Source organism: Blautia intestinalis, assembly GCF_014297355.1.
GTDB lineage: Bacteria > Bacillota > Clostridia > Lachnospirales > Lachnospiraceae > Blautia_A > Blautia_A intestinalis.
The window spans coordinates 1-1432 of sequence record NZ_JACOQE010000030.1; the positions used below are offsets into that span (position 1 = coordinate 1).

Annotated in this window: 2 protein-coding genes and 1 pseudogene; all 3 read right to left on the minus strand. The window is 42.2% G+C overall.

Annotated elements, in window-relative coordinates; translation table 11 throughout:
- Positions 1-327, minus strand: a 327-nt coding sequence (locus H8Z79_RS16590) for a TnpV protein (RefSeq protein ID WP_187002971.1), incomplete at its 3' end; no start/stop codon positions are given.
- Positions 308-983 (minus strand): annotated as a pseudogene (locus H8Z79_RS16595) (hypothetical protein); the annotation flags it as partial. The pseudogene H8Z79_RS16595 and the gene H8Z79_RS16590, both read right to left, overlap by 20 nt.
- Positions 984-1249: 266 nt before the next feature.
- On the minus strand, positions 1250-1432 hold a 183-nt coding region (locus tag H8Z79_RS16600; RefSeq protein WP_187002972.1), incomplete at its 5' end, for a Type 1 glutamine amidotransferase-like domain-containing protein.

Below are 1432 nucleotides of genomic sequence, written 5' to 3' on the forward strand. Positions count from 1 at the left end.
TATGTTATTGAGGCATCCTGTCCATTCTAAGGCGTTTTCTGCCTTTAGCTGTTCCGTTATGCCCTGTGCCTGTTTCATACCCTCTATGAGCCTTTCAAAGCGTTCCTGTGCCTGTCTGTTGATGTCGGCAAGGTAGGCGTTTAGCCTGCCGCTTGTAAGAAGATTGGTGTATGTAACTTTACGGTACTGTTTTAGATAATCTAAATGCCGTTGCCCCCAGATGCCTATTGCCTGTTCTTCTTCGGCGGGTACAGTTAAGCACGGTATCAAATAATCCCCTTGCCTTTCGTATTTGCCGCCCAGTTCCTCAAATAATGATTTTGCCATTGTCTGTTACCTCCACATTCTTTTTTATTTTGAATGTCCGCAAAATCCGTCCTACATCTGCCGGTCGCCAAGGACAATCAACATCGTGAAGTGCAATAAGCCTGTCCTGAACATTCGTGCCGGCACCCATCTTTTGAGTCGAACCCATCAGCACTCTGACCTCTCCTTTACGAACTTTCTGAAACAGTTCTTTCTTTTTCACATCGGTTTCTGCTTCGTGGATAAATCGGACTTCGCTTTCGGGAACACCTCGCTCTATGAACTTCTTTCTGATGTCATTGTAGACAGAAAATGTTCCGTCATTCTTTGGTGTCGATAAGTCGCAGAACACTAATTGTGCTGACTTTTTATCTTTGTTTTCTTCCGTCGTTTGTTATCTTGAGCATATTATCTACGCTTGAATCTACACCTCCTCCACGAACTTTCTCGGCTCGCTCTGCAAGGGAGGCAACCATTTCTTTCTGCATTTCGGACGGTTCAACCGACACATTATGATACTCTGCTTCCGGTACAGGAAGATTAAGCATATCGGCTGTTTTAATGTCTGCAACCTCTTTGAACATCGCCATAAGTTCGGGCAGATTATAGAATTTAGCAAAGCGTGTTTTCGCTCTGTAACCCGTTCCTTCCGGCGTAAGTTCTATTGCTGTTACCGTTCATCGGCAACTTAATGAGTTTGATTCCACGTTGTTTACAGAGATGTTCCTTTAGTATGTCTATCTTCTCCGACCATTCCGCAATCAATTCGGGATGTACTGCCGATAAACTGTTACTCATATCAAAACCTCCACTTCCTTTGTGATTAAAGTATATGAGGTTTCGGCTTTTTCTTGTAGTTTGCGAATATCCGTAAAAATAGAAAAAGCCCTTTGAGAAAAGATTCCTCCTCTCTCAAAGGGCTTGATAAATGGGAATTTTCAAATTAGTCTTTACAAATAACCTTTGAACCTTCACCATCAATTACAATTCCCTGACGGTTGTTAATCGGGCATAGATTCAAATCCGAAAACTCAGTCATTATTTTCTCGGTAACTTTCTTAAATGGTGCTGTAAGATAATGCGGAAGAACATAGAAATCAATCAAATCAAGCCCTGCATCATCTTC